We start from the raw sequence: 23,062 nt of genomic DNA on the forward strand, positions 1-23,062 counted from the left end.
TTCCGCTAACGGGTGAAATCGGATATCGCGGGTATCCGGAGGGCAGCCGGGGCGGTCGTCGTGACGCAGCAGGGGACCTGCTCACCTCCAGGATCGACGGCCGTCCCGGTCCGTACGTCCGCGTCAGGGCAGTGCGCCGCCTCGCCCACCCGCGAGTGAAATCCCGCCGAACGCCGCCGACGGCGCCCTGCGGGCCGGGAGGCTGGACCCCGGTACGGACGGCCGTACCCCTGGCACGGGGAGCGTAGGCATGAAGAGCGGCACGGTCCTGCTGGCACTGCGGGAGAACCCGATGGGCGGCGGCGTCAGCGCCGAGCAGCTGCGGCGCATCGGCAAGGAGCTGGAGAACAAGGGCATGGACCTGCGCTGGGCGCCGAGCGCCCGCGACGCGCGGGCCGCCCTGCAGACCGAGGCGGGCCTCGCGGCGGCGGTGGTCGCCTGGGATCTGCCGCGCACGGCGGGCGGTGCGGTCGAGGAGGGCGGCGGCGGGGAGGTGCTCCGGCACATCGGGCGGCGCTTCAAGGACCTGCCGGTCTTCCTCGTGATGGCGGACGAGTCCGACCAGGACCTGGAGCGACTGCCGCTGTGGGTCTCGGAGACGGTGGTCGGCTACATCTGGCCGCTGGAGGACACGCCCTCCTTCATCGCGGGCCGCGTCGCGACCGCTTCCCACGCCTACCACCGGGACCTGCTGCCCCCGTTCTTCAAGGCCCTGCGCCGGTTCGAGGACTCCCACGAGTACTCCTGGCACACGCCCGCCCACGCGGGCGGGGTCGCGTTCCTTAAGTCCCCGGCCGGGCGGGCGTTCTTCGACTACTACGGGGAACGGCTGTTCCGCACCGACCTGTCGATCTCGGTCGGGGAGCTCGGTTCCCTCTTCGAGCACACCGGTCCGATCGGCGAGGCCGAACGCAACGCCGCCCGCGTCTTCGGCTCCGACCGGACCTATTTCGTCCTGCACGGCGACTCCACCGCGGACCGGATGGTCGGCCACTACAGCGTGACGGGCGACGAGATCGCACTGGTGGACCGCAACTGCCACAAGTCGGTGCTGCACGGGCTCGTGATCTCGGGGGCGCGGCCCGTCTACCTGGTGCCGACCCGCAACGGCTACGGGCTGGCCGGCCCGCTGCCACCCGCCGTGACCGACCCGGCGGCGGTGGCCGCCCGGATCGCCGCGAACCCGCTCACGGCCGGGGCGCTCTCCCCCGAGGCCCAGTACGCGGTGGTGACCAACTCCACTTACGACGGCCTGTGTTACGACACGGTGGCGGCGGCGCGGGCACTGGCGCCGAGCACGCCGCGGCTGCACTTCGACGAGGCCTGGTTCGCCTACGCCCGCTTCCATCCGCTGTACGCGGGCCGCTACGGGATGGCCGTCGGGCCGGACACCTTCCCGGACCCCCTGCCGGACGCGGACGGCGGCGGGGACCCGGGGCGGCCCACGGTCTTCTCGACCCAGTCCACGCACAAGCTGCTCGCCGCGCTCTCCCAGTGCGCGATGGTCCACGTCCGGTCGGCGCCCCGGGCCCCCGTCGAACACGAGCGGTTCAACGAGGCGTTCATGATGCACGGCACCACCTCGCCGCTGTATCCGGCGATCGCCTCCCTGGACGTGGCCACCGCCATGATGGACGGCCCGCAGGGCCAGTGGCTGATCGACGAGGCCGTGACCGAGGCGATCCGGTTCCGTCAGGCCGTCGTCCGCACCGGACGGCGCATCGCGGCCGCCGGGGACCGGCCGGACTGGTTCTTCGGCGTGTGGCAGCCCGAGGCGGTCACCGACCCGGCGACGGGCGCGCGCGTCGCGTTCGCGGACGCACCGCCCTCACTGCTGAGCCGCGAGCCGTCGTGCTGGCACCTGGAGCCGGGAGCCGACTGGCACGGTTTCGCCGGCCTCGTCGAGGGCTACTGCCTGCTGGACCCGGTCAAGGTCACCCTGACCTGCCCCGGGGTGAGCGCCACAGGCGAAACCGGGGACTGGGGCATCCCGGCGCGGATCCTGACCGCCTATCTGGAGGCGCGCGGGATCGTCGTGGAGAAGACCGACAGCTACACCACGCTGGTCCTCTTCTCGATGGGGATCACCAAGGGGAAATGGGGCACCCTGATGGACGCCCTCATGGACTTCAAGGCCCTGCACGACGCGGACGCCCCGCTGGACCGGGTCCTGCCCGGGCTGGTCGAGCGGTTCCCGCGCCACTACGGCCGCACCACCCTCGGCGCGCTGTGCCGGCGGATGCACGAGCACCTCACCCGCGCCGAGCTGATCGGCGCCCTCGACGCGGCCTTCCAGGACCTGCCGGAGCCGGTGGCGCCGCCGCGGCACTGCTACCAGCTGCTGGTCCGGGGCGGCACCGAGCGCGTACGGCTGGCCGACGCGGCCGGGCGGGTGGCCGCGGCCATGGTGACGGTGACCCCGCCGGGGATTCCCGTCCTGATGCCCGGCGAGGCCACCGGCGCCCCGGACGGACCGCTGCTGCGGTACCTGCGCGCCCTGGAAGCCTTCGACCGCGCCTTCCCCGGTTTCCACAGCGAGGCCCACGGGGTGACCGTCGACCCCGAGAACGGCGACTACCTGATCGAGTGCGTCCGTTGACAGAGGCGTCGAGTCCGCCGCCCCGGTCCGCACGTCCCCCGTTCGGCGTAGGCTTCGGCTCGGCACGGGCGCGGCGGGGGCGGAGCACATGACAGTCGGTACGGAACAGCGGTGGGGGTCGGCCCTCGATTCGGTCGTCGTGTACGCGCGGGGGGCGCTCTGCCGACGCCTGGCTCGCGGCCGCGTGCCCTCCGACGGCCGGGTACGGGTGACGGGTCTGCCCCGCTCGCTGGACCCCGGCTCGCTGCGGGCCCGGGTGCTGAACGCCCCCGGCGTACGCGTCACCGCGGCCGGGGTGGAGGTCGAGGCCCGGTCGGCCGGTACGGGCGCACCCGAGGGCTTGCGGGCCGAGGCCGAGCGGCTGCGCGACGCGTACGCCGCCGCGCGGGCCCGGCGCGACCGGCAGCTGGGCCTGATCGAGGAGGCCGGGGCGCTCCGCCCGGTGCCGCCCGTCCGCGAGCCTGACGAGCCGCACCGGCGCACCCCGGTCGACGCCTGGCTGGAGCTCGCCGGCTTCGTCGACGAACGGCTGACCGCGTTGCACGCCCGCCTCGCCGAGCTGGAGGAGGCGCTGCGCGAGGCAGAGCACGCGCACGCCGTCGCCCGCGACCGGCTCGCCCGCGCCTCCACCGACGCGCCTCAGGAGCACCTGGAGAGCGCCGTCTGCGCGGTCCTCACCCTCGACGGCGCCGCTGCCGGGGACGGGGAGGCGGAGTCGGAGTCGGAGGTCGAGCTGGAGCTGGAGCTGGAGTACGGGGTGCCGGGCGCCGTCTGGGTGCCGGGGTACCGGCTCACGTACCGTCAGGGCGACGGCGACGGGCGGCTGATGTTGCGCGCCTCGGTGGCCCAGCGGACCGGCGAGGACTGGACCGGGGTGCGCATCGCCCTGGCCACCGCCGACCTGGGGCGCCGCACCGATGTGCCGAGGCTGCGCTCGGTCCGGATCGGACGCCGTCAGCCCGCCCCGGCGCCGTCCGGCTGGCGGGAGCCGCCGGCCGGGCTCGCCGGGCTGTTCGCCGGGTACGAGGCGGCCGGCCCCCGCCCCGGCACGGCCGCCGCGCCCCCGGCGGCAGAGGCTCGGGCCGTCGCCGCCTCCGGGGCCCTTCCCCCTCCACCGCCTCTCCCGACCGTGCCGCAGGGCTACGGCGCGCCCGCGCCCGTACCACCCGGCAGCGCGGACTACCCGCCGCCGCAGGCCTTCGGCGGCGCGATGCCCGTCTCCGCACCCGCGGGCGGCGCGCCCCGCGCCCGCTCCGGGCCGTTCGGGCCAGCCCTGGCCGCCGTGGCACCGGAGCCCCCCGCTGCGGCGCCGGTGGCCGGTCCGCCGCGGCCGAGCGGCGCCGAGCTCGACTACGCCGGTCTCGTCCTGGCCGGCCCCGACGAGCCGGCCGCCCGCCGGGGCCGGCTGTTCCCCGGCTCCCCCGGCGACCCGGTGGCGGCCGAGCGGCGCCGTCGCGCCGAGGCGGTGGCCGCGCTGCCGCTGCCCGGACACGCCGTGCGGCCCCGCGAGTCGGCCGGCTCCTTCGACCACCGCTACGACGCCGCCGCCCGCGCCGACGTCCCCTCGGACGGCATCTGGCACACCGTCACCGTCGCCGAGGTCCCGGTCGGCCTGCGCACCGAGTACCTGTGCGTGCCGTCGGTGGAGCAGACCGTGTACGCGACGCTGGTGCTGTCCAACGCCACCGGTCAGGCGCTGCTCGCCGGGCCGGTGGAGGTCGTCGTCGACGACGGCTTCCTGCTCACCGCCGCCCTGCCCACCCTCGCGCCGGGCGGTGTCCGCCGGGTGGGCCTCGGGCCCGCCGAGGGCATCCGCGTCACCCGCCGGACGAACCTGCGCGAGTCGACGGCCGGGCTGCGGGGCAACACCACCGTGCTCGATCACCGCGTTCGCGTGGAGCTGGCGAACCGCCTCGCGCGGCCCGTCACCGTCGAGGTCCGCGAGCGGGTTCCGGTCACCTCCGAAGCCGACGTCCGGATCGAGGAGCGGGCAGACTGGACGGCGCCCGAAGAGGGCGCGGGGCCCGACCGCCACCCCCCGGGCACCCGTGTCTGGCGGCTGGACCTGCCCGCCGGCGCCACGGCCGCCCTCGACGGCGGCTACGAGATCCGCATCCCGACCGGCAAGGGCCTGGCCGGCGGCAACCGCAGGAGCTGACGCACCCCATGTCCACGGCCACCCCGCCGATCCCCCTCCCCGTCACCGCCGTCACCTGCCTGGAGGACCGCGCCCACGTCGAGCGCGCCGTCGTCCTGGACCTGGAGGCGGGAGTGCGGCGGCTGCGCCTCGGGCCGGTCAGCGCGCTCGCCGTCGACCGGACCCTGCACGCCGAGTTCACCGCAGGCCACGCGGCGCGCGTGCTCGACGTACGGATCGTCCGCACGTGGACGCCGCGCGGGCCGCTGCCGTCGGCCGAGGACTCCGCCCTGCGCCGGCGCGTCCACCGCGTCGAGCGGGAACTGCTCGCACTGGAGCGGCGGCGCGACCGGCTGCACGCCCGCCTCGACCTGCTCGGCCGCCTCGCGGCCGAGCTGCTGCGGGAGATCGGCGAGGGGGCGGGCCGCGGGGAGAGCGAACGGCCGCGCTGGGCCCGTGAACTGGACCGGGTGGACGGCGAGCGCGACGCGTACGGCGAGGAACTGCGCGCCGTGGAAGCCCGGCTGGCCGCCCTCACCGCCGAACGCGCCGACATGCGGCAGGCCGTACGGGCCGCCGAGACGGAACCCGCCGAGCTGGTCGGCCACATCGAGCTGACCGTGGAGGCGGCGGCCGCCGGGCCGGCCGGGCTGCGGCTGAGCCACCTCGTCCCGTGTGCGCTGTGGCGGCCCGCCTACCGGGCGGTGCTCGACGGGGACGCGCTGACCCTGGAGACCGACGCCATGGTCTGGCAGCGCACCGGCGAGGACTGGGCGGACGTACGGCTGACGCTGTCGACCGCCCGCTCGGCGCTGGCCACCGAGCCGCCCGGGCTGGCGGAGGACCGGCTGACGCTGTGGGACCGGTCCGCGGCGGAGCGCCGTACGGTGGACGTCGAACTGCGCGAGGAGGACTCCGCGACCCTCGGGCCGGCCCCGGTGCTCGGCCTGCCGGGGGTGGACGACGGCGGCGAGGCGCGCGTGCTGAGCTGCCCCGCACCGGTCTCCGTACCCGGTGACGGCCGCGCCCACCGCGTACCGGTGTCCGTCTTCAGCGCGCCGGCGGCCACCGAGTACGCCTGCTCGCCCGAGCTGTCGCCGCTGGTCACGCAGGTGGCGCGGTGCGACAACCGGTCCGGGCACGCGCTGCTGGCCGGCCCCGTGGACCTGGTCCGCGGCGGCGGGTTCACCGGCCGCGGCACCCTGGACTTCACTCCCCCGGGCGCCCCCGTCGAGCTGGCCTTCGGCAGCCGTGACGACCACCGGGTGGTCCGGGAGACGGAGGAGTCCCGCGAGGCGGCCGGATTCGGGCAGCGGACCGTGGTCACCCGTACGGTCCGGCTGCACCTGTCCCGGTTCTCCGCGCCCGGGGAGGCCGGCGACCGGGTGGTGGCGCTGCGGGAGCGGATCCCGGTCTCGGAGGTGGAGGCGGTGGCGGTGCGGCTGCGCGCGGACGCCTGTTCCCCGGCGCCCGGGGAGGCCGACGCCGAGGGCATCGTCCGCTGGGACGTCGCCGTGCCGCCCGGCGGCCGCCGCACGGTCACGCTGGTGTACGAGGTGTCGGCCGGCGCCGGGGTCTCGGGGCTCTGAGCCCGGCCGCTCGTGCGTTGCCGTCGCGTTGCCGTGCGTTTGTTGTGCGGTGGCGCCCTGCGTGTTCCCGTGCGGTGCGGTCCGTGGTGCGCGACCATACGGACGCAGTCAGCGGGGGGAAACACCGAGACAGGAAAGAAGGACGGACGTGTCCGGCAGCGAAAGCGAGAACCCAGCAATCCCCGCCCCGGCCCCCGCGCCGGCCCGCCCCCGGACGAACCGGGACTGGTGGCCCAACCAGCTGGACCTCCAGGTTCTCCACCAGCATTCGCCCCTGTCCGATCCGATGGGCGAGGACTTCGACTACGCGCGGGAGTTCTCGGCCCTGGACGTCGACGCGCTGAAGCGGGACGTCTTCGAGGTGATGACCACCTCGCGGGACTGGTGGCCCGCCGACTACGGCCACTACGGACCGCTGTTCATCCGGATGAGCTGGCATTCGGCGGGGACGTACCGGATCGAGGACGGCAGGGGCGGCGGCGGGGCCGGTGCCCAGCGCTTCGCCCCGCTCAACAGCTGGCCGGACAACGCGAGCCTCGACAAGGCGCGGCGGCTCCTGTGGCCGGTCAAGCAGAAGTACGGCCGCAAGATCTCCTGGGCGGACCTGCTGGTCTTCGCCGGCAACTGCGCCATCGAGTCCATGGGGCTCAAGACCTTCGGGTTCGGCTTCGGCCGGCAGGACATCTGGGAGCCGGAGGAGATCTTCTGGGGGCCGGAGGACACCTGGCTCGGGGACGAGCGCTACAGCGGCGACCGGGAGCTGACCGGGCCCTTCGGCGCCGTGCAGATGGGGCTGATCTACGTCAATCCGGAAGGGCCCAACGGCAACCCGGACCCGATGGCCGCGGCGCGGGACATCCGCGAGACGTTCGGGCGCATGGCCATGAACGACGAGGAGACGGCCGCGCTCATCATCGGCGGCCACACCTTCGGCAAGTGCCACGGCGCCGTCGACCCCTCGTGCATCGGTCCGGAGCCGGAGGCCGCTCCCCTGGAGCAGCAGGGCCTGGGGTGGCGGAACACCTGCGGCAGCGGCCGGGGCGCCGACGCGCTGACCAGCGGGCTGGAGGGGGCGTGGACCACCGAGCCGACCAAGTGGGACAACGGATATCTCGACAACCTGTTCCGGTACGAGTGGGAGCTGACCACGAGCCCGGCCGGGGCGCGGCAGTGGACGCCCACGGACGCCTCGGCCCGGGACACCGTGCCCGACGCCCACGACCCGTCGAAGCGGCACGCCCCCATGATGCTGACGACGGACCTCGCGCTGAAGGTGGACCCCGTCTACGGGCCGATCGCGAAGCGCTTCCACGAGAACCCGGACCAGCTCGCGGAGGCGTTCGCCAAGGCCTGGTACAAGCTGCTGCACCGCGACATGGGGCCCGTGTCGCGCTACCTCGGTCCGTGGGTCCCCGAGCCGCAGCTGTGGCAGGACCCGGTCCCGGCGGCCGGCCACCCGCTGGTCTCGGACGCGGACGTGGCCGCGCTCAAGGAGCGGATCCTGGGCTCGGGCCTGTCCGTGCCCCAACTGGTCACCACCGCCTGGGCGTCGGCGGCGAGTTTCCGCGGCACCGACAAGCGGGGCGGGGCCAACGGCGCCCGGATCCGGCTGGCGCCGCAGAAGGACTGGGAGGTCAACGCCGTGCCGGAGGTGGCCGAGACGGTGCGGGCCCTCGACGGGATCCGGCAGGACTTCAACGGCGGTCAGTCGGGCGGGGCTTCCGTCTCGCTCGCCGACCTGATCGTCCTGGGCGGGTGCGCGGCCGTCGAACGGGCGGCGAAGGACGCCGGGTACGAGGTCACGGTGCCGTTCGCGCCCGGCCGTACGGACGCCTCACAGGAGCAGACGGACGTCGAGTCGTTCGCCGTACTGGAACCGCGGGCGGACGGCTTCCGCAACTACCTGCGGGCGGGAGAGAAGCTCTCGCCCGAGACCCTCCTCCTGGACCGGGCCAACCTGCTGAACCTGACCGCTCCCGAGATGACGGTCCTGACCGGCGGCATGCGGGCCCTGAACACCGGCTTCAAGCAGTCCCCGCACGGGGTCTTCACCCAGCGCCCGGGGACGTTGACCAACGATTTCTTCGTCAACCTGCTGGACCTGAACACGGAATGGAAGGCGTCGGCCTCGGCGGAGAACGTGTTCGAAGGCCGGGACCGCGCCACCGGCCAGGTCAAGTGGACCGCCACCGCCGTCGACCTCGTCTTCGGCTCCCACTCCCAGCTCCGCGCCCTGGCGGAGGTCTACGCCGCCCAGGACGCGGGCGAGAAGTTCGTCCACGACTTCGTGAAGGCCTGGGACAAGGTGATGACCCTCGACCGCTTCGACCTCGACTGACCCCGGGCCGCACCGGTGGGGCACCGCGGCGCTGCTACGGCGCGGCGCCCCGCCGTGCGTCGGCCGGGCGCTGGGGGCCGGTGATCACTCCCCGTCCGGTTCGGTGTCGCCCGGGGTCGAGGCGAGGGCGATGCACTCCACCTCGATGCTGTCCGCGAGTCCGTCGAGGACGCCGGCGAGGCTGTCCACGGTGTCCCGGTCGACCGTCGTGTCGGCGGCGTCCGCCGCGGAGCGCGTCCAGTCGTCGGCGATGGTGCGCAGCAGGGCGGTGACCTGGGCGGCGGGGATCAGGGGCCCGTCGTGACCTGCCGGGATGAGCGGAATGGTGACCTGGATCATGGAACCGCCTCCCGGAGAGCCCGTACGCGTACGGGTCGCGCTTACCCCGCACAGGGAGGGGTAAGCGCACCACTGTGGGGCCGCTACCAGCAGCGGGAGGATCCATGACCCGACGCGTCCACGAGGTGATGACCGGGAATCCGGTGAGCGTGGAGCAGGGAACCTCGCTGGCGGAGGCCGCGCGCGTGATGCGGGACGCCGACATCGGCGATGTCCTGGTCGTCGACGGGGGCCGACTGCTCGGCATCCTCACCGACCGTGACATCGTGGTCCGCGCGCTGGCGGAGGACCGGCCCCCGGCCGAGACGACGGTGCTCTCGGTCTGCACCGGCGAGCTGATCACGGTGCGGCGCGATGACGACGTCGACCGGGCGGTCGATCTCATGCGCCGGCACGCGCTGCGGCGGCTGCCCGTGGAGAGCGAGAACGGCGAACTCGTCGGGATCGTCAGCCTGGGCGACCTGGAGGTCGAACGGGACCCCGGATCGCCCCTCTCGGCCATCGCTGCGGCGGGCCCGTCCGCCCCCGACGCGTAGGGCCGGGGGCCGGACCGGGCGGACCGGTCAGATGCGGCCGCCGGTGAGCCGGGAGAGCGGCCCGCGGCGGCGCAGTCCGGCCCGGCGGCCGACGGCGTACGCGGCGGTGGCCACGACGGCCCCGGCGCCCGCGGCACCGGCCGCGATGGCCTTGCGGGCCCGTACGGCGGTCCAGACCCATCCGGCGCGACCCACGCTGCCGCGTACGGCCTGCGCCGCGGCCAGGGTCTTCTCCGCCAGGGGGGCGGGCAGTGCCGTGAGGGCGCCCGCGGTGTCGGTGGCCGCCTCGGTCGTCGCCTTCGCTCCGCTGCGGGCCGCGTTCGCGGCCTGCGAGCGGGGCTTGGTCCCGTTCGCGGCGCTGCTGGAGGTGGAGCGGCTGTTCGTGGACTTCTCCGATTCAGTCATGCTGCGGGTGTGACCGGAACTCCGGACGGTAAACCCTTGGTGTCCGTTCGTTCACAGGAGTTTGCCGAGCGGGCCGAGGTCGATGTTGAGGTCCTCGGGCCGCAGTCCGAAACGGGTGCGCAGGAGGTCCATGCGGTCCTCCAGGAGCATCAGGGTCAGGCCGAGGCGCTCCTCCTGCTCCTCCGTCAGATCGCCCGTCTCGACGCGGCGCAGCGCCTGGCGCTCCATGAGCTGGCGCAGGAGTTCGATGACGGTCAGGACGAGGCAGGCGAGGTCGCGTTCGACGGTGTCGGGGTCGAGGTCGAGCTTCTGGGGCGGTCGGCTCATGGTGCTCCCTGGTCCCAGGGTGAGGGGACGGTGTCGTTCACCGAGCTGATGAGGGCTTTGAGGTCGATGCGTACGAGGTCGATGTCGGCGATCCGCAGGGTGATGTCGCCGGCCGGGACCACCCCGCCGGCCAGCAGCCGGTCGAGGAGGTCGACGAGGGCGACGTCCTGGTCTCCGATCATGAGGGCGGGGCCGGAGCCGGGGCGGAGGCGGTGTGGGTGAAGGAGTAGGGCACCCAGGGGCCGGTGACCTCGACGGTGAGACCGGCCGGCAGGTCGTCGGCGGCGGGGACGCTGTCGAGGAAGGCCTGCCGGTGGGCGGTGGGCACCAGGTAAGCGGCGTTGAGGACGTTCTGTCCCGGCGTCTGGGAGAGCTGTTGCTGCTGGGGCGGGTGGAGTACGGCGCCGGACGCCTGGTCGGTGAGCCGCCGGTGGAGGGCCTCGGCCGTGCGCCGGGCCTCGCCGGTGCGGTCGGCCTGGGCCCGGCGGTCGCTCAGGCGGCGGCGCAGGTAGTCGCGGCCCGAGGGGCCGCCGGGACCGGCCGCGGCGGGGCCGGTCCCGGCGGCGGGGGCGGAGCCGGCCGCCGGGGGGCCGGCGGACGCGGGCGCGGGCGCGGCGTAGAGCTTGACGCCCCACTCCTGCGCGTCCGTGACCCGTTCCAGGGCCTCGCCGAGGGGCTGGTGGGCCTCGGCCAGCATCCGCTCCACGCCTTCCCGGCCCCGGCAGATGGTCGCCAGCCGGAGCGGGACGGTGGTGGCCAGCCGGCCGACCCGGGCCACCACGCGGTGGTGCGTCCGGGCCACGCCGGCCAGCCAGTCGAGGTCCTCCAGGTGGGCCCGTAGCGGCTGCTCGTCGAAGTGGGCCGGGTCGACGGGCTCGGCGACCGCCGTGAGCCCCTGGTGCCCGACGAGTTCCAGGCCGGTACCGAGACAGGCCTCGGCGTCGAGCGCCAGGGGCGGCGCCGGCGGCGCTGGGGTGCGCACCACCGTGTAGACGTGGAACAGTCGGTCGGTCACGGGTGCTCCTCCCGGCGTGCTTCCAGCTCCGCGACGCGGCGGCGCAGTTCCTCGTTCTCCCGGCCCAGTTCGCGGTGGCGCGCCTTGGAGGAGAGGGCGGGGTCCTGTTCCCACCAGTCGATCCCCATCTCCTTGGCCCGGTCGACCGAGGCGACGACCAGGCGCAGCTTGATGGTGAGCAGTTCGATGTCGAGGAGGTTGATGCGGATGTCGCCGGCGATGACCACGCCCTTGTCGAGGACGCGTTCGAGGATGTCGGCGAGGTTGGCGCCGGAGTTGTCGTCGTAGGGGCGGGGCAGGCCGGAGGGCGTGGTCATGCCGACCGTCGGCTTCCGCGACGGCCCCGGGAGGGTTCCGGCTCTTCCTCGGGCTCGGCCTCCTCGTCGTACGGCTCCGCCGTCTCGGCGTCGGCGTCGGCGTCCGCCTCCTCGGCTTCGGCGTAGTCGGCTTCGTCCTCGTAGCCGTCTTCGGGCTCGTCCTCGTAGGCCTCGCCGTCGTCTTCGGCCCCGCTCTCGTCCTCGTCCTCGTCCTCGTAGACCTCTTCGTACGCGGGGTCGTCCGGCTCGTCCGTCCCGGCGTCCGCGTCGGTCTCGGCGTCGTGCAGGTCCTCGGGCTCCTGGTCCTGGTCCTGCTCGGCGGGGTCGACGGGTTCGCCCTCGCGGACCTCGCCGCGCCAGCCGTCCTCCTGGCCGCCCTTGACGGTCAGGAAGCGGGCGTAGTTCTTGAGGTCGAGCCGGACGCGCCGGCCCTGGGCGCGCCAGAGGTTGCCGGTCTTCTCCATGAGGCCCTGGGGGTGGTACTCGATGACCAGCAGGACGCGGGTGAGGTCGACCGCCATCTCGTGGAAGGTGACCACGCCTCGGGTGGTCCCCTTGCTCCCCTCCGAGGTCCAGGCGATGCGCTCGTCGGGCACCTGCTCGGTGACGTGCGCCGTCCAGCTGCGCCGGGACCAGAAGATCTTGGCGTTCCAGTTGCTGGTGGTCTCGTCGGTGGCCTCGGCGCTGGTGACCGCGTGCGCGAACTCGGGGAAGTCGCGGTAGCGGGTCCACTGGTTGTAGGCGTCCTTGACGGGCACGCCCACGTCCACCGATTCCATGATGACGGTGGGCCGGCCGCGGCCGGGCTTCCCGCCGCGGCGGCCCAGCCGGTCGCGCAGGGCGTGCGCGGTCTTGTCCTTCACCTGCTTCGCGCCGGCTTCGACGACGGACCGCACCGGGCCGCGCCCCTTGCCGATCTTGCGGGCGCTGTCGAGCGCCAGTGACTTGAGCCCGGGACTGCTGCCGTCGGCGATGGCGTTGAGGTGGGCCGTGGAGCGGCCCATGGCCCGGCCGGCGCCCGCGAGGAGCCGTTCGGCCTGGGCCATGAGGTAGCGCTCCAGCTCTTCCTTGGCCCGGTCGGCGGCGGGGCTGTCCTTGAGTCGTGCCAGGGTGGACTCAGGCATCGCCGTCACCTCCCTGGCCGCGGCGCGCGGGTCGCTTCGCGGTGCGCCGGGCGGCCGGCTTGTCGGTGCTCTTGCCCGCCGTCCGCTCGGAGGTCTTGGAGGTGGCGGAGCCGCCGCGGGCGCCGCCCGTGCGGGCGGGCGCCTTCTTACGGGGCGCCGCCGCCCGCTTGCGGGGCTGCCGGCCGCTGTCGCCGTCGTCAGCGCCCTCGCCGCCGTCGGCGTCGTCGTCCCGGCTCTTACCGCTGCCGCGACTGCTGCGGCGCGGTTCCGGGCGGCCGCCCTCCTCGGCCCCGTCGTCCTCGTCCTCCTCGTCGTCCCGGGCCTTGCCGTCACCGCCGCCGGTCAGCCCCCGCCAGCCGGTCCTGTACGTCCAGCGTGCGGTCGTGCAGCCGGTCGGCCACCGCCTCCAGCTGCCGGTCGACCACGGCGCTCATCGCGGCCGACCCCACTCCGCGCAGATCCGTACGCAGTTGCTCGCGTATCTCCTTCACCTGTGGGTTGTCGCCCAGACGGCTTCCGAGGAAGGACGCGACCGACGCTCCGTTGGGAGCCAGCTTCTTGCCGAGCACCAGCGTGGTGAGGCCGAAGGCCAGTTTGGCCTTCTTCGTGCGGCCCAGTACGTAGCCGGCGCTGACGGCCAGTCCCATTGCCATGCGGTTGTTCATTGCGGTCGCATCCTGCTTTCCAGTCGGGCCAGGAGTTCGTCCTCCCGGCGGTCGAATTCGGCTTCGTCCATGTCGCCCGCCTCGAAGGCCGCGACGAGCTGCGCCAGTTCCCGCTGCACCACGGCCGGGTCGTAGTACTGCCGTTCGGCCTCCTCGACGACCCGGCGCAGCACCCACGCGGTGCCGCGTACCGGTGCGGCGGGCAGCAGCAGGACCTCCTTCAGCAGGCCCATGGCGGTCAGCCCGCTTCGGCGAAGCTGTAGGGCGGCAGCGGACCGGTCACCTGGACCTGGAGGTGCTCGTGCTGCTCGTGCAGGGCGCGGACGGCGGCGAGGAAATCCTCCCGGCGTTCGCGGTCGACGAGGAAGGAGAGGTTGGCGAGCCAGCCGGTGCCCTCGGGGCCGCGGCGCACTCCCTCGGCGAGCGGGGTGAGGGTCTGTTCGATCAGGCCGGCGTCCGCGCGCTCGCGGTCGGAGACGGCGCGGGCGACGAGTTCGCCGAACTGCAGCTTCTCGTCGTGGCTGCCGCCGCCCGCCGCGCGCATGGCCTGGTGCCGGGCGCGGAGCTGGTCGTCGGCGGCGAGCACGGCGTAGAGGATGGCTTCCTCCTGGTGGCTGGCCTTGACGTTGTACTCGTCACGGCCGGCCAGCGCCTCCAGGCGGGCCAGGTAGGCGTCGTGGTGCTCGCTGAGGATCGCGCCGACGGCCTCGTCGTCGGGCGAGACGCCGCCGAACCGCATGGGCAGGACGGGTCCGCCGACCTGTGCCTGGATCACCACCCGCTGGTGGGCCAGGAGATCGCGCCGCTTCGCCTTCAGTTCGGCGGGCGCGTCGCTGACCAGGGCCATCAGCTCCCCGGCCCGTACGGTACGGACCGGCAGCGGCGGTTCGCCTATCCCGTCGATGGTGTCGGGCAGCTTCTGTGCGGCGCGGGTGATGCCGTAGACGTAGGTGCTCATTCCTTCTCCTCCCGGCGGGTGGCGGTGCGCCGGCGCGGCCGGCTCTCGGTCTTCTCCTCCGAGCCCTCGTCACGGGCCTGGCTGAAGGCGTCGGAGATGGTCTGGGCGGCGCCGCTGAGGGCGCCCTTGGTCTTGCCGCGCGCGCCGGACTCGGTCATGTCGCCGACGAGGTCGGGCAGGCCCGGGCTCTTGCGCGGTCCCGCTTCGAGGTCGAGGCGGTTACAGGCCTCCGCGAAGCGGAGGTAGGTGTCGACGCTGGCGACGACCACGCGTATGTCGATCTTGAGGATCTCGATGCCGACCAGGGAGACGCGTACGAACGCGTCGATCACCAGACCCCGGTCCAGGACGAGTTCGAGTACGTCGTACAGGCCGCTGGAACCACCGCCACCGGAGGCGGCGGGAGCGGGCTGGGCAGGAACGACAGTCATTTTTCCGGTTCCCTTTCTCTTGGGGGCAGGGCCGGGATGTGTGCCGCTGTTCAGCGGCGGTCCGCGCGGCCCCTTTCGTAGCGGCGGGTGCGCCGGTATCCGATGAGTTCACCGTCGGCGTCGGCCACGACCTCGTAGGAGGCGAGCAGCGTCATCGTGTCCGGGACACGGGTCAGTTCGACGATTTCGACCGACAGCTTCCACGTGCCGTCCTCGGCGCGCTCGCACGAGCTCACCGCTTCCGCCGGCAGGCCGAGCAGCTGGGAGAGCTGCTGCATCGCCGAAAGGATCACCGCCGCGGGGCGTGCGGGCTTCCCTTCGTCCGCCTTCTTCTGTGTGCCGTTGTCAGATGTGTTGGCCATGACTTCCTCCTGGCGCGTATGGGGCCGTCCCCCCGGGCCTCAAACGGGTGGGGAACCGGGTGCGGGAGGGGTCGTTGCTGTTTGCTCCGCTATGTCCGATTGGCCGTGTGGTGCGGGTGCGTTGGGGCGCGCTGTGCGGCCCGGTGCGGGTACGGCGCTCCGTCTCCCTGCCGACCGGGCGGACGAGCGGGGGCGCCCCGCGCATTCCCGCGCCCTGCGTCCGCACGCATCACGACCGGGGCCGGGGGCCGTCAGCGAGGGCCCCGGAGCGCTGCACCCGCACGAGTGAGCATCGTCGGGCCACGGCCGGGCACACGCGTCGCATGTCCGGAGAACACGCACGCCCGACCAGCACGCTGTTCCACTCCGCCCGCGACACCGAGGGCTGCCCGGCCCACGCGGCGAGGCGCCGGCACCCTTTCAGGAGGCGGCTGCGCGGCCGGATCCTGGCCTACAGCGGCATCGAGTTCCTGACGTCTGGTGCCACCGGCGGCGGCCGCGGCGCCACCGGCGAGGAGTTCCTGCTCCTGGTGCACGTCCGCAAGGTGGTCGGCCAGATCCGCTACCGCCTCTGCGCCGCCTGCGCGCGGGGTGTGATCACCGGCGTCGACATCGACGGGGCCTTCCGCTCGACCGGCCTCGACACGCGCGCCCTGTCCCACCTGCGGGCACGCCATCCCGGCATCGCCTGGCAGAGCACGGTGACCCTGCGCACGACGCGCGACCTGCTGCGCCGCATGCGCATCCCGACGGCCGACAGCGGCGTCGGCGCCGTGTGCGCGCACGCGGCCGGCGCCGTCGTCAGCGGGGCGAGCTGACCCGCTCCGGCTGGTTCACGTAGGGCACGCGGCCCTGGTCGCTGCCGTGCCGGGGGCAGCGGCCGCCGGAGGCGGCGTCGGCCTCGGCCCGGGCGAGTCGCCCGGGCGGTTCCGCCGTTCACCGGCATGGTCTCGTCGGCCGGATGGCCGACTGCGGGCTGGGTCGCGTACGTACTTTCCCGTGGTCATGCCGACGGCCCCGGCCCCTGGGGGCCGGGGCCGTCGGGCCGCGCGTCGTGGGCGGCGTTCAGCCCGGCCAGGTGCCCGTCACGCGTCGGGTCGCGACGGCGCCCGACCGGTCGACCGCGGCCTTGACCACGGCGAAGATCGCGCCCTGGAGGGCGGCGGCGAGCAGGATCTCCTGCCACGAACGGCCCTCGTCCGTGGCGTCGGGGGCGTCGCCCTCCCCCTCGACCACCTTCCAGACCTGTCTGAAGGCGGCGCCGGCGACCATGCCGCTGACCGCGCCCAGCACCAGCCCGACCGGCTTGTAGGCGACCTTGACCGCGTTCACCGGCACCTCCGGCTCCGCCGGATCAGCAGGAAGACGGCCAGGGCCGCACCGGCGGCGAGCAGCGGCCCCCGGTTGGCGCGGGCCACCGCCGCGCCGCGGCCCGCCGTGTCGAGCACGGGGTCGGGGGTCTTGTCCGCCGCCAGCCGCGCGGCCCGGCTCGTGGTCTGGGCGAGCTGCTCGGAGGCGCGTGCGGCCAGGTCGGCGGCCTGCTGGGCCTTCGTGTGGATCTGATCGGCGACCTGGGCGGTCTTCTCGGCGGCCTGCCCCTTCACCTCCGCGGTCTTCTCCTTCGCCCGCGCCTTGACGTCCGCCTTGCCGGCCAGCGCCTCGACGGTTTCGCCGAGCTCGTCGCGGGTGCGTTCGACCTGCTCGCGCAGCTCCTCGGGGGTGGGTGTGCCGATGTGGGTGTGCGCGTCGTCGTCCGTCATCGGTGTGCTTTCTCCTTGATCTCGGCCAGGTCGGCCTTGACGCTGTCGATGGTCTGTTCGGGGGCGGGGCTCCCCGCCTCGGCGAACTGTTTCTTGCCGGCCAGGGCGGCGACCGCGGCGACGACGGCCAGCACCGCCGTGACGATGAGGGCCGAAGCCCACACCGGCAGGACCAGCGCGAGGGCGGCGATGGCCGCCGCGACCAGGGCCTGGGCCGCCAGGACGCCGATCAGGCCCGCGGCGCCGACCAGGCCGCCGCCCTTCCCGAAACGCTTGCCCTTCTGGGTCATCTCCGCCCGGGCCAGCTGCATCTCCTCGCGCACCAGCTCCGAGATCTGCTGGGAAGCGCGCGAGACCAGCACGCCCACGGACTCCTCCGTGCCGCGGGTTTCCCGTCCTACGGTGCTCATGGCATCACCTCTGCCTTCGTCCTCGCTCTGATCGGGCCACCCGGCTCGCGCCTACCCGGCAATCGCGCGGGCACGCGGCCTCGTGGGCCGGCGTCACTGCTCCATGCGGTGGCGGTCCTCCTCGCTCCAGGCGCGGGTGTCGCGGGGGCGGACGTACGGTTCCTCATCCTTCGGCAGACCGCCGGCGATCGCGCGCTGGCGGGCCATTTCGGCGTCGAACTCCAGCCCGAGGAGGATCGCCAGGTTGGTGATCCACAGCCAGACGAGGAAGACGATCACACCGGCGACCGTGCCGTAGGTCTTGTTGTACGAGGCGAAGTTCGCCACGTAGAAGGCGAAGCCGGCGGAGGCCAGCATCCAGATCACCAGGGCCAGGAGACAGCCCGGCGTGACCCACTTGAAGCCGCGCCCCTTGGCGTTCGGCGCGCCCCAGTACAGGAGCGCGATCATGACCGTGACCAGCAGCACCAGGACCGGCCACTTCGCGATCGACCACACGGTCAGGGCGCTGTCGCCGATCCCGAGCGCCGTGCCGGCCTGCCGGGCCAGGCCGCCGGTGAAGACGACGATCAGCGCGCTGGCACACGCGAGGACCATCAGGGCCACGGTGAGCGCGAGGCGGAGCGGGAGCACCTTCCACACGGGCCGGCCCTCGGGGATGTCGTAGACGGCGTTCGCGGCGCGGATGAACGCGGCGATGTAGCCGGACGCCGACCACACGGCCACGACCAGCCCGACGACCGCGAGCAGCGATCCGACGCCGCTGCGGCCCTGCAGCTGCACCACGGCGTCCCTGATCACGTCCCTTGCGGAGCCCGGGGCCAGCTTCTGTACGTTGTCCAGCACCCGCTGGGTCACCGAGTCACCGGCGATCCCGAGCAGGGAGACGAGCACCAGCAGGGCGGGGAAGAGCGCGAGCACTCCGTAGTACGTCAGGGCCGCGGCGCGGTCGGCGAGCTCGTCGTCGCGGAACTCCCTGACCGTGCCCCGCAGGACCGCGCGCCAGGACCGCGCGGGCAGCTCGTGGAGGCGGTCGGGGGCGCGGTGCTCGACCCGCTCGTCGGGTCCGGCGTCCGGTCCGGCGGACGGTCCCGCGCCGGGCCCCTCGGCCGGTCCCGGCGGTCCCATAACCGGCCCCGCGTCGGCCGTACGCGTGTCGGGGGTGTGGTCGCGGTGGTCGCGGGCGCCGTCGCTTCCATGGCCCCGCTTCGGTGGGAGTGTCATACCCAGCGAATTTCCATCCGCGGGCCAGTCATGTCAGCGGGGGCGCACCGAATCCCGTGGCCGCCGCCCGGCCGCCGGCGAGCGGGTCGTTCGGGTGCAGTCGGCGCCGGGCCGGGATCGCGGCGCGAAGCCGGGTAGGCGTGGGGTATGAACGCACACACTGCCTCCGCGTGGTGGCTGAGGACCCTTGACCGGCTCGAACGGACGACGGTGGCCGATCCGGCGATCGGAGCGCTCCAGCGGGGCATCCGTTCCCTGCCCCTGGGCGGGATGCGCGATGTGCTGCGCGGCAGACCGCTGGGCCACCCCGTGCACCCCGTTCTCGTGCAGGTGCCGATCGGATGCTGGCTGTCGGCCGGCGTACTGGACGTCGTACCCGGGGCGCGGCACGCGGCGACGACCCTCACCGCGGTCGGGCTGGCCGGGGTCGCCCCGGCGGCGTGGGCCGGCTGGGTGGATTGGGCCGACCTGCCGCCCGAGCAGGCCAGGGTCGGATTCGCCCACGCGGTCTCCAACGCGGCTGTGGCGGTCCTTTACACCGCCTCCCTGGCGGCCCGGCTGCGCGGCCACCAGGCGAAGGGCCGGATGTGGTCGATGGGCGGGCTGGCCGCCGTGGCGCTCTCCGGCGCGCTGGGCGGGCACGTGGCCTACCGGCAGGCCGTCGGGTCCCAGCCCGCGGCCTGAGGGGCGCCCGGGGCGGCCTCCCGGTGCTGGGCCGACCGGGTGGAATGCCCCGGGGTGATCACGCTCGCGTGCATGAGGAGGGCGCGGCCGGGCAGACGGTGCTGCGGAGGTTGATGCCCATGGTTCCCCTGCTTCTCGTTCTGCTGCTGGTCCTGATCCTCTTCGGTGCGGGTTTCGCGTTGAAGATCCTGTGGTGGGTGGCCATCGCGGTGCTGGTCCTGTGGCTGATCGGATTCGTCGCCCGTCCCAAGAGCGGCAGCGGCCGCTGGTACCGCTGGTAGCCGCTGACGGCACGCGGCCCAGCCGCTGCACGGCGGTGGCCTGCCACCCCCTTCCCCCGGGGGTGGCAGGCCACCGCCGTGTCGTCGTGCGGGCCCCGGCAATCCCCCGCGCGGAGGAACGGCCCTGTTCGAGCGAGTTTCACCGCCGCCCCGCCAGCGCTCGCAGGCCCGCCCCCGGGGCCGCAGCACATCCGTTCCCCGATTGCCCCTCGGAGCGCCGTGACGGGCTCGCTCCGGAGCCGTTCTTGGAGCACCAGTACCCGTCCCGTGCCCTTCCGGAGGACGCCGTGCCCCCCGCACCCGCATGCCGCGCCACCCCGCCCGTCATCGCGGGTACGAGGTGAGGGGCCCGAGCGGGACGGGCGGCCGGCCCGGGGCCGGGCCGCGGTGAGCGCGTCCTCGCCGCCTCCGGTGCCCGGCCAGGGGGCGTCCCTGCGGGGCCACCGCGCGTTCACGGCCTACCTGAGCGGGGAGTCGGCGAGCCTGGTCGGCACGTCGGTGCACCTCGTGGCGCTGCCCACGGTGGCCGTGCTGGAGCTGGGCGCCGGCCCCGCGCAGGTCGCCCTGCTCGCGGCCCTGGCCCGGCTGCCCATTTTCCTGCTGGCCCTGCCGGCCGGCGCCGTCGTCGACCGGCACCCCAAGCGCGCCCTCATGGTGGGCACCGACCTGGCCGCCGCCGTGGCCGTCGCGGTGATCCCCGTGGCGTCCCTGACCGGCCGGCTGTCCGTTCCCGTGCTGTGCGCCGTCGCGGTGGTGCTGGGCGCGGTCGGCGTGCTGCACCAGGCGGCGGCCCTGGCGATCGTCCCTCAGCTGGTCGAGCCGGCCCTGCTGCACCGGGCGAACGCGCGGGTGGGGGCCGCGTTCGGCGCGGCGGACACCGCCGGCACCTACCTGGGGACCGCTGTCGTCGCCTCGGTCGGGGCGGCGCGGGCGTTCTGGCTGGACACCCTGTCGTACGTGGTGTCCGCCTGGTACGCGAGCCGGATCCCCGAGCCGGGACGGCCCGTCGCCGGGGAGGTGCGGGCGCGGCGCCGGATGGCCGGCGAGATCTGGGAGGGCCTGGCCTACACCGCGCGGACCCCGCTGGTCCGGGACCTCGTGCTGGCCCTCGCCGTCACCGGCCTCGGGGTGGGCCTGACCGGCGCCCTGTTCGCGTACTACCTGCTGACCACGCTGGAGGCGGGCCCGGCCGGGCTCGGCATCGTCATGGGCGTGTCGGGCGCCGGGGCGCTCGGCGGGGCGCTGCTCGCGCCCCGGATCGTGGCCCGCATGGGCCCCGGGCCGGCCCTGCTCGCCGGATTCGCCGTCTGTCCGCTGATGGACGTACCCCTGCTGATCGCCCGCCCCGGCCCCGGCTGGCTGGCGCTCCTCGCCCTGGCCGGCGGCCTCCAGCTGGCGGCCGCCGCCGTGGCGGGGACCACGCAGCGGTCCCTGCGCCAGCAGATCTGCCCGCCGCGGCTGCGGTCGCGGGCGCAGCAGACCTCCACCTGGCTCGCCTCGGGGTGCAAGCCCTTCGCGGCCCTGGCGGGCGGCGGGCTGGCCACCGTGTACGGGGTGCGCGGCGCCCTGCTCGTCGGGACGCTGCTGCTCCTGGTGCCGGTCGCCGTCCTGTGGCGCTCCCCCGTGTCCCGTCTGACGACCATGCCCCTCACCGCGGCCGACCTCACCTCACGGGCCGGCGGCGTCCGGTGACCGGTCAGCGGGGAGTGCGGGGCCCTCACTCCGCGGGCGGGCGGCGCGCCTCCCGGCGGCGTCGGCCTGCCGCTCGTCTCCGCGGCGCCGAGGCGTGCCAGGCGCGGGCGAGCAGGGCCGCCGCGGAGGCGGCGAAGAGAGCGGCCGTGATCAGCAGCCAGCGCTCCAGGAACCCGTCGGCCGGAAGCGCCGTGGCAGCGGTGTAGTGGTCGACCCGGCCCAGGATGAGGGGCCACCAGACCAGCAGCAGAAGACCGGACAGGAAGGCCGGGAACCGTACGTAGTTGACGTTCTGGAGCCCCCTCCCCCGCTCCGGGAACAGGCGTTGTGCCGCCCTGTCGGTCACCGTGTACAGGGGGAGGAATACGAGGTCGTGGAGGAGTGCGGCCCCGACGAACCACAGGGCCACCCCCACGGTGTTCCCCTTGAGCAGGCGCAGGCCCGCGTAGGCGGCGAGCGCGAAGGAGGCGAGTACGAGGAGGAGATGGAGCGGGGAGGCCCCGTAGCGGCGGCGGAACGCGGTCTGGCGGACCGTACCCGCCCCGCTCACGCCCGCTCCCCGAAGGTCAGCCGGGTGACCCATTTGGTGTTGTGGACGCCGGGGGCGCCGGGGACGATCACCCGGGCCGGATAGCCGTGATCGGGCGAGAGGACGGCCCCGTTGACCCGTACGGCCAGCAGCGAGCGGTGGTCGCGCACCTGGTTGTCCCGCAGGACGACCGAGCCGAACGAGCCTCCCCGCTGCACCGATTCCACCAGCGCCCGCGGGGTGTCGGTGCCCTGCCCGACCAGGCCGGCCAGATCGGTGAGCCGTACGCCGCTCCACAGCTGGTCGGGGGTCGACCAGCCCTCGACGCAGGCGATGGGCAGGGCCGCCTCGTGCTGCTCCATGGCCAGGAGTTCCTCGCGGGTCAGGACGACCTGACGGCCCGCCCCGCGCACGGTCAGCCGCCAGGCCGGGCCGATGTCAGCGGGCCGGATGCCGACGGAGGCCGCGGTCTTGTTGATCTGGAAGCCGTTGGGGCCGGAGCCGGGGTCGCGGCCGTGCGGGGCGAGGAGCGCGGTCCGGCGCCACCAGCCGCCCACGCTCTGCCCGGCCGTCACCACGAGCAGCGCCAGGGATCCGGCCCCGACCAGGCCCAGGGCGCCCCGGCGGGAGAGGGTCGGGGGCGCCGGCCGCGGTGAGACGAGCCCGGCCGCCTCGGGCGTGCCGGCCGCCGGCTGCCGGGGTCCGGCCCGGACGGCGCGCACGGCCCGGGGCAGCCGGGCGGCCACGTGCACGACGAAGGCGCCGATGAACACCCAGGCCCCGTAGAAGTGCAGGGTGTAGAAGGAACCCGGAAAGATGTAGTGCAGCTGGACGTTGAGGATGCCGGTGGCGAACTCGAAGCCGGCGCCGCCCACCAGCAGGAGCAGGGACAGGCGCTCGATGCCGTGGCCGGGGGACCGCACGGGTGGCCACTCGAACAGCTTGGGGATGACCGACCACAGCTTGGCCAGCAGGACGGGGACGAGGACGATGCCCAGGACCACGTGCACGCCCTGGGTCAGCCGGTAGAGCCAGTACGGCGAGGTCGGCCAGGAGAACAGGTAGAAGCCGAGCCACCCCTTGTCGGGGGTCTGGTCGTTGACGGGCGCGAGGTCCGGGTTGTACGCGGCGTAGGAGAGCAGCCCGGTCACGAACATGACGGTGACGCCGGCCAGCAGGACGAGCCCGAACACGGCCGTCAGCCACGGACCCCGCAGGGGGCTGCGCCAGAACTCCGGCCGCGCGGGCCCCGGCGGGGGCCCCGGGGGGATGACGGAACGCAGCGTGGCACGCGCCCGCTCCGGGAGGACCGCCCGCCGCTTCGCCCCGTCGCCGGCGTC

At 74.4% G+C, this 23,062-nt stretch carries 27 protein-coding genes; 9 read left to right on the top strand and 18 right to left on the bottom strand.

Annotated elements, in window-relative coordinates:
- Nucleotides 1-250: 250 nt before the first annotated feature.
- The 4 genes from ACZ6ZT_RS11410 to katG all read left to right on the top strand — a co-directional run bounded on the left by ACZ6ZT_RS11410 (nt 251) and on the right by katG (nt 8,663).
- Nucleotides 251-2,599 carry an Orn/Lys/Arg family decarboxylase gene (locus ACZ6ZT_RS11410; RefSeq protein WP_469717876.1) on the top strand — a complete coding sequence of 783 codons (2,349 nt, stop codon included), beginning with the start codon at nt 251-253 and terminating at the stop codon, nt 2,597-2,599.
- 88 nt (nt 2,600-2,687) lie between these two features.
- The gene (locus tag ACZ6ZT_RS11415; protein ID WP_469717879.1) at nt 2,688-4,757 is read left to right on the top strand and encodes a DUF4139 domain-containing protein; all 2,070 of its coding nucleotides are present in this window, start codon (nt 2,688-2,690) and stop codon (nt 4,755-4,757) included.
- Between the two features lie 8 nt (nt 4,758-4,765).
- Nucleotides 4,766-6,325 carry a mucoidy inhibitor MuiA family protein gene (locus tag ACZ6ZT_RS11420; RefSeq protein WP_469717881.1) on the top strand — a complete coding sequence of 520 codons (1,560 nt, stop codon included), beginning with the start codon at nt 4,766-4,768 and terminating at the stop codon, nt 6,323-6,325.
- A gap of 148 nt (nt 6,326-6,473) precedes the next feature.
- Complete coding sequence (katG, locus tag ACZ6ZT_RS11425; protein ID WP_469717884.1) at nt 6,474-8,663, top strand: catalase/peroxidase HPI; 2,190 nt, start codon at nt 6,474-6,476, stop codon at nt 8,661-8,663.
- An 84-nt stretch (nt 8,664-8,747) separates the two neighbouring features.
- Here the strand turns inward: katG and ACZ6ZT_RS11430 are convergent, their stop codons facing one another.
- Nucleotides 8,748-9,002, bottom strand: coding sequence for a DUF6213 family protein (locus ACZ6ZT_RS11430; protein ID WP_469717886.1), 255 nt, complete (start codon nt 9,000-9,002; stop codon nt 8,748-8,750).
- Between the two features lie 104 nt (nt 9,003-9,106).
- On the opposite strand from ACZ6ZT_RS11430, the gene ACZ6ZT_RS11435 reads away from it, so the two are divergent.
- Nucleotides 9,107-9,538, top strand: a complete 432-nt coding sequence (locus tag ACZ6ZT_RS11435; RefSeq protein ID WP_469717888.1) for a CBS domain-containing protein — start codon at nt 9,107-9,109, stop codon at nt 9,536-9,538.
- Nucleotides 9,539-9,565: 27 nt separating this feature from the next.
- Here the strand turns inward: ACZ6ZT_RS11435 and ACZ6ZT_RS11440 are convergent, their stop codons facing one another.
- From ACZ6ZT_RS11440 to gvpO, 11 genes are all read right to left on the bottom strand, one after another.
- Nucleotides 9,566-9,943, bottom strand: a complete 378-nt coding sequence (locus tag ACZ6ZT_RS11440; RefSeq protein ID WP_469717891.1) for a hypothetical protein — start codon at nt 9,941-9,943, stop codon at nt 9,566-9,568.
- 51 nt (nt 9,944-9,994) lie between these two features.
- A complete protein-coding gene (locus ACZ6ZT_RS11445) occupies nt 9,995-10,270 on the bottom strand; it encodes a gas vesicle protein K (protein WP_469717892.1) in 276 nt (91 codons plus the stop codon).
- The gene (locus tag ACZ6ZT_RS11450) at nt 10,267-10,452 is read right to left on the bottom strand and encodes a gas vesicle protein (RefSeq protein WP_469717896.1); all 186 of its coding nucleotides are present in this window, start codon (nt 10,450-10,452) and stop codon (nt 10,267-10,269) included. Before ACZ6ZT_RS11450 ends, ACZ6ZT_RS11445 begins: the two co-directional genes overlap by 4 nt.
- Entirely contained in the window at nt 10,449-11,285 is an 837-nt protein-coding gene (locus ACZ6ZT_RS11455; RefSeq protein WP_469717900.1) for a GvpL/GvpF family gas vesicle protein, read from the bottom strand. The genes ACZ6ZT_RS11450 and ACZ6ZT_RS11455 overlap by 4 nt, the downstream gene beginning before the upstream one ends.
- On the bottom strand, nt 11,282-11,602 hold the full coding sequence (locus ACZ6ZT_RS11460) for a gas vesicle protein (RefSeq protein ID WP_469717903.1): 321 nt from the start codon (nt 11,600-11,602) through the stop codon (nt 11,282-11,284). The genes ACZ6ZT_RS11455 and ACZ6ZT_RS11460 overlap by 4 nt, the downstream gene beginning before the upstream one ends.
- Nucleotides 11,599-12,726, bottom strand: a complete 1,128-nt coding sequence (locus tag ACZ6ZT_RS11465) for an SRPBCC family protein (protein WP_469717906.1) — start codon at nt 12,724-12,726, stop codon at nt 11,599-11,601. Before ACZ6ZT_RS11465 ends, ACZ6ZT_RS11460 begins: the two co-directional genes overlap by 4 nt.
- Nucleotides 12,727-13,055: 329 nt before the next feature.
- Nucleotides 13,056-13,379 (bottom strand): hypothetical protein, encoded by a 324-nt coding sequence (locus ACZ6ZT_RS11470; RefSeq protein WP_469717909.1) that lies wholly within the window; start codon nt 13,377-13,379, stop codon nt 13,056-13,058.
- An 8-nt stretch (nt 13,380-13,387) separates the two neighbouring features.
- Nucleotides 13,388-13,624, bottom strand: coding sequence for a gas vesicle protein GvpG (locus ACZ6ZT_RS11475; RefSeq protein ID WP_469717912.1), 237 nt, complete (start codon nt 13,622-13,624; stop codon nt 13,388-13,390).
- A gap of 5 nt (nt 13,625-13,629) precedes the next feature.
- Nucleotides 13,630-14,349 (bottom strand): GvpL/GvpF family gas vesicle protein, encoded by a 720-nt coding sequence (locus tag ACZ6ZT_RS11480; protein WP_469717913.1) that lies wholly within the window; start codon nt 14,347-14,349, stop codon nt 13,630-13,632.
- Nucleotides 14,346-14,780 carry a gas vesicle structural protein GvpA gene (locus ACZ6ZT_RS11485; RefSeq protein WP_469717915.1) on the bottom strand — a complete coding sequence of 145 codons (435 nt, stop codon included), beginning with the start codon at nt 14,778-14,780 and terminating at the stop codon, nt 14,346-14,348. The genes ACZ6ZT_RS11480 and ACZ6ZT_RS11485 overlap by 4 nt, the downstream gene beginning before the upstream one ends.
- Before the next feature lie 50 nt (nt 14,781-14,830).
- Nucleotides 14,831-15,142 carry a gas vesicle protein GvpO gene (gvpO, locus tag ACZ6ZT_RS11490; RefSeq protein WP_469717917.1) on the bottom strand — a complete coding sequence of 104 codons (312 nt, stop codon included), beginning with the start codon at nt 15,140-15,142 and terminating at the stop codon, nt 14,831-14,833.
- 323 nt (nt 15,143-15,465) lie between these two features.
- Here gvpO and ACZ6ZT_RS11495 point away from each other — a divergent pair, with 323 nt between their 5' ends.
- Nucleotides 15,466-15,960 carry a hypothetical protein gene (locus ACZ6ZT_RS11495; RefSeq protein ID WP_469717918.1) on the top strand — a complete coding sequence of 165 codons (495 nt, stop codon included), beginning with the start codon at nt 15,466-15,468 and terminating at the stop codon, nt 15,958-15,960.
- 247 nt (nt 15,961-16,207) lie between these two features.
- On the opposite strand, the gene ACZ6ZT_RS11500 is transcribed toward ACZ6ZT_RS11495, so the two are convergent.
- From ACZ6ZT_RS11500 to ACZ6ZT_RS11515, 4 genes are all read right to left on the bottom strand, one after another.
- Complete coding sequence (locus tag ACZ6ZT_RS11500; RefSeq protein ID WP_469717920.1) at nt 16,208-16,474, bottom strand: DUF4235 domain-containing protein; 267 nt, start codon at nt 16,472-16,474, stop codon at nt 16,208-16,210.
- Nucleotides 16,471-16,902, bottom strand: coding sequence for a DUF3618 domain-containing protein (locus ACZ6ZT_RS11505; protein WP_469717922.1), 432 nt, complete (start codon nt 16,900-16,902; stop codon nt 16,471-16,473). Before ACZ6ZT_RS11505 ends, ACZ6ZT_RS11500 begins: the two co-directional genes overlap by 4 nt.
- A complete protein-coding gene (locus tag ACZ6ZT_RS11510; RefSeq protein ID WP_469717924.1) occupies nt 16,899-17,312 on the bottom strand; it encodes a phage holin family protein in 414 nt (137 codons plus the stop codon). The genes ACZ6ZT_RS11505 and ACZ6ZT_RS11510 overlap by 4 nt, the downstream gene beginning before the upstream one ends.
- A 93-nt stretch (nt 17,313-17,405) precedes the next feature.
- Nucleotides 17,406-18,440 carry a YihY/virulence factor BrkB family protein gene (locus tag ACZ6ZT_RS11515; RefSeq protein WP_469718282.1) on the bottom strand — a complete coding sequence of 345 codons (1,035 nt, stop codon included), beginning with the start codon at nt 18,438-18,440 and terminating at the stop codon, nt 17,406-17,408.
- A gap of 243 nt (nt 18,441-18,683) precedes the next feature.
- Between ACZ6ZT_RS11515 and ACZ6ZT_RS11520 the strand changes: the two genes are divergently transcribed.
- From ACZ6ZT_RS11520 to ACZ6ZT_RS11530, 3 genes are all read left to right on the top strand, one after another.
- Complete coding sequence (locus tag ACZ6ZT_RS11520) at nt 18,684-19,220, top strand: DUF2231 domain-containing protein (RefSeq protein WP_469717926.1); 537 nt, start codon at nt 18,684-18,686, stop codon at nt 19,218-19,220.
- A gap of 119 nt (nt 19,221-19,339) precedes the next feature.
- Nucleotides 19,340-19,501 carry a hydrophobic protein gene (locus ACZ6ZT_RS11525; protein ID WP_283454630.1) on the top strand — a complete coding sequence of 54 codons (162 nt, stop codon included), beginning with the start codon at nt 19,340-19,342 and terminating at the stop codon, nt 19,499-19,501.
- A 387-nt stretch (nt 19,502-19,888) separates the two neighbouring features.
- The gene (locus ACZ6ZT_RS11530) at nt 19,889-21,193 is read left to right on the top strand and encodes an MFS transporter (protein ID WP_469717929.1); all 1,305 of its coding nucleotides are present in this window, start codon (nt 19,889-19,891) and stop codon (nt 21,191-21,193) included.
- A 25-nt stretch (nt 21,194-21,218) separates the two neighbouring features.
- Here ACZ6ZT_RS11530 and ACZ6ZT_RS11535 read toward each other — a convergent pair whose 3' ends face one another.
- Nucleotides 21,219-21,776 carry a hypothetical protein gene (locus tag ACZ6ZT_RS11535; RefSeq protein WP_469717931.1) on the bottom strand — a complete coding sequence of 186 codons (558 nt, stop codon included), beginning with the start codon at nt 21,774-21,776 and terminating at the stop codon, nt 21,219-21,221.
- Nucleotides 21,740-23,005 carry a molybdopterin-dependent oxidoreductase gene (locus ACZ6ZT_RS11540; protein WP_469718285.1) on the bottom strand — a complete coding sequence of 422 codons (1,266 nt, stop codon included), beginning with the start codon at nt 23,003-23,005 and terminating at the stop codon, nt 21,740-21,742. The genes ACZ6ZT_RS11535 and ACZ6ZT_RS11540 overlap by 37 nt, the downstream gene beginning before the upstream one ends.
- Nucleotides 23,006-23,062 lie beyond the last annotated feature (57 nt).

It is taken from the genome of Streptomyces sp. NPDC102258, assembly GCF_055584685.1.